Below are 2,890 nucleotides of genomic sequence, written 5' to 3' on the forward strand. Positions count from 1 at the left end.
GAACCCGCGGGTGCGCCGCCGTCGGGCTGCGTCGTGCTCGGGGGAGAGGGGCGTGCGCGAGGTCGAGGGGCTCGATGCGACGGAGGTGACCGCGAGGTGGAGGAGGACCGTCGAGAACGAGGCGTGCGTCCCTCTGCCTCGACGCAAGCCCTCTGTCTCGCGAGCCGCCAGGTGGCCGATCAGGTCAGAAGACCGAGCGCGTCAGAAGACGTTGACGACGACCGTCGACCCCTTGGGCGCGGTCTTCCCGGCCCCGCCCTCGGGCGACTGGGCGTAGACGATGTTGAGCGGGCTGATGCCCTGCGGGTGGCGTACCTCGACCACGAACCCCGCGTCCTTGAGCATCTTCTCGGCCTCGGTGACGTTGCGCCCGTAGGTGCTGGGGATCTCGACGAGCGGCGGGCCGAGCGAGATCACGAGCGCGACCTTGTCGCCGCGGTGCCCCTCTTTGCCGCTCTCGGGCGTCTGGCTGATGACCAGACCTGCGGCGACCGTCTCGGAGTAGTCGTCGGTCGAGCTCGGGTCGAGGCCGAGGTCGGTGAGAGCCGTCAGGGCGGCGTCCTTCTCGAGCCCCACGACCTGCGGGATCGTGACCGGAGCCGGTCCCTGGGAGACGGTCAGCTGGACGACGGTGCTGTGGGGCTGCGAGCTGCCCTCGGGCACGGAGACGGCGAGCACGTCGCCCGCGGGCATGTTGTCGCTGTAGTCGCCGACGGGGTCGCCGACCTCGAAGCCCGCGTCCTCGAGCGCAGCGGTCGCGGCCTCGGCGCTGGTGCCGACGAGGCCCGTCGGGACGTCGAGCATCTTGACCCCGAGCGAGACCAGCAGGTTCACGGCACCGTCCTTGCGGACCTTGCCGCCCGCAGGAGGATCGGTCGAGATCACGGTGCCGGCCGGGAAGCTGTCGTCGTAGGCCTCCTTGACGGTGCTGCGCAGGTCGACGGCCCGGAGCGTCGTCTCGGCCTCGGCCTGCGTCGCGCCCACGAGGTTCCCGGGGACAGCCGTGTAGGCGCCCGGGCCGCTGAGGAACCACCACGAGGCGCCGACCGCGGCTCCGGCGAGGAGCAGGACGACCAGGAACCACCACCAGCCGGCGCGTCGCCGGCGGCGTCGGGGCGAGGGGACGCCGTCGTCGTGGCCGTCGGCCGCCAGGTCGCCGCGCGACATCGCGAGCGTGTGCTGCACGCCCTGACCCTGGGCCGAGGTCGTGACCAGGTGAGCGGTCGACGCGGGGCCGATGCCCGTGAGGACGGTCGTGGGGGTCGAGTCGGGCTGGGCGGCCGAGGGGGAGCCCGGGCGGCCGGTCTGCGGGTCCCCGGCGGTGCGGGAGGCGCCGGCCGTCGAGGCACCCGCCGCGGCGACCCCGGCGAGCACCGCGGTCGCTCCCGAGTCCGGTCCCTTGGCGTTCGAACTGGTCGGGCCGCTGCTCGCGGGGACCGACCGGTGTCCGAGCACCGCAGGGTCGAGCGCGGCGCGGGTCTGGCGCACCAGGGTCAGCGCGGCCGCGGCGTCGACCGGACGGTCGTCGGGGGTGCGAGCCGCGAGGGCGCACACGAGGACGTCGAGCTCGGCGGGGAGCCACGGTTCGACGTCGGAGGGCGCAGGCACGTCCGAGTTGACGTGCTGGAAGGCGACCTGCAGCGGGGTCTCGCCCGTGTAGGGGAGGCGGCCCGTGAGCATCTCGTACGCCATGACGCCGACGGCGTAGACGTCCGTCCGTGCGTCGCAGCGACCCGAGGTGATGAGCTCGGGGCCGAGGTAGGCGACCGTGCCGAGGATGGTGCTCGTCGCGGTCGAGGCGGCCTCGGTCACGGCACGCGCGAGGCCGAAGTCCGCGACCTTGACGTGGCCCGACGCGTCGATCAGGACGTTCTCCGGCTTGACGTCGCGGTGGACCAGGCCCTTGCGGTGGGCCGCGGCCAGGGCGTCCAGGATCTCCTCGAGCAGCTCGAGGGTGCGGCCCACGCTCAGCGCGTGCTCGTCCTGCAGGACGTGGCGGAGCGTCGTGCCCGGCACGTACTCCATGGTCAGGTAGCTGGTCTCGCCGTCGATCCCCTGGTCGTAGACGGCGACCACGCCCGCGTGGGTCAGCCCCGCCGCGGCCCGCGCCTCGCGCCGGAAGCGCGAGACGAACTCCGCACCGTCCGAGCCCTCGGCCAGGTGGGGGTGCATGACCTTGAGCGCGACCTCGCGGTCGAGTCGTCGGTCCAGCGCCAGGTACACCGTGGCCATGCCGCCACGGGCGATCTTGGACACGACCTCGTACCGCCCGTCGACCAGGCGGCCGACGAACGGATCAGTCGTCACAGTTGCCACGTCGGAAGTCTAGGCGTCCCGGGACGTGGAACCGGTGAGGCGCCGCATGGTGGTGGTGGGGGTCGTGAGGACGGATCGTGAGCGACGGGTGGGCGGGCGCCGGTCCCGGAGCCACGTACGCTGGTGCCGTGACTGATGTGACTGACCTCGAGCAGCTCGTTCCCGAGTGGCTGACCCTTCCCCAACTCGCCGAGGTGCTCGGCACGACCGTGACGCAGGCCCGCAGCATCGTCCAGGACCGTCGCGTCGTCGGCGTCAAGCGCGGTGAGCGCACCTCGTTCCAGATCCCCGCGGCCTTCGTGGTCCCGGCGCACCGTGCCAACCCGGCCAACGTCGCGCCGGCCCCGGAGAACCCCGAGGACGGGCGCCACGTGGTGCTCATGTCCGTGCAGGGCACGGTCGCGGTCCTCACCGACTTCGGCTTCACCGACGCCGAGATCATCGAGTGGCTCTTCAGCCCCGACGAGGCGCTGGGGACCACGCCCATGGAGGCGCTGCTCGCCGGCCGCAAGGCCGAGGTGCGACGGGTCGCCCAGGCGCTGCTCTGACGCACTGACCCCGGCGCCGGACGTCC

2 protein-coding genes are annotated in these 2,890 nt (G+C 72.9%); one reads left to right on the forward strand and one right to left on the reverse strand.

Annotation, left to right across the window (positions count from 1 at the left end; translation table 11 throughout):
- Window positions 1–201: 201 nt before the first annotated feature.
- On the reverse strand, window positions 202–2,316 hold the full coding sequence (gene pknB / locus ACFWFR_RS18880; protein WP_377624120.1) for a Stk1 family PASTA domain-containing Ser/Thr kinase: 2,115 nt from the start codon (window positions 2,314–2,316) through the stop codon (window positions 202–204).
- A 128-nt stretch (window positions 2,317–2,444) separates the two neighbouring features.
- Here pknB and ACFWFR_RS18885 point away from each other — a divergent pair, with 128 nt between their 5' ends.
- Entirely contained in the window at window positions 2,445–2,864 is a 420-nt protein-coding gene (locus tag ACFWFR_RS18885) for an Rv2175c family DNA-binding protein (RefSeq protein WP_191803300.1), read from the forward strand.
- The last annotated feature ends 26 nt before the right edge of the window (window positions 2,865–2,890 follow it).

The organism is Oerskovia sp. NPDC060287, from assembly GCF_042726775.1.
In the GTDB taxonomy this organism is placed as follows: Bacteria; Actinomycetota; Actinomycetes; order Actinomycetales; family Cellulomonadaceae; genus Oerskovia; species Oerskovia merdavium.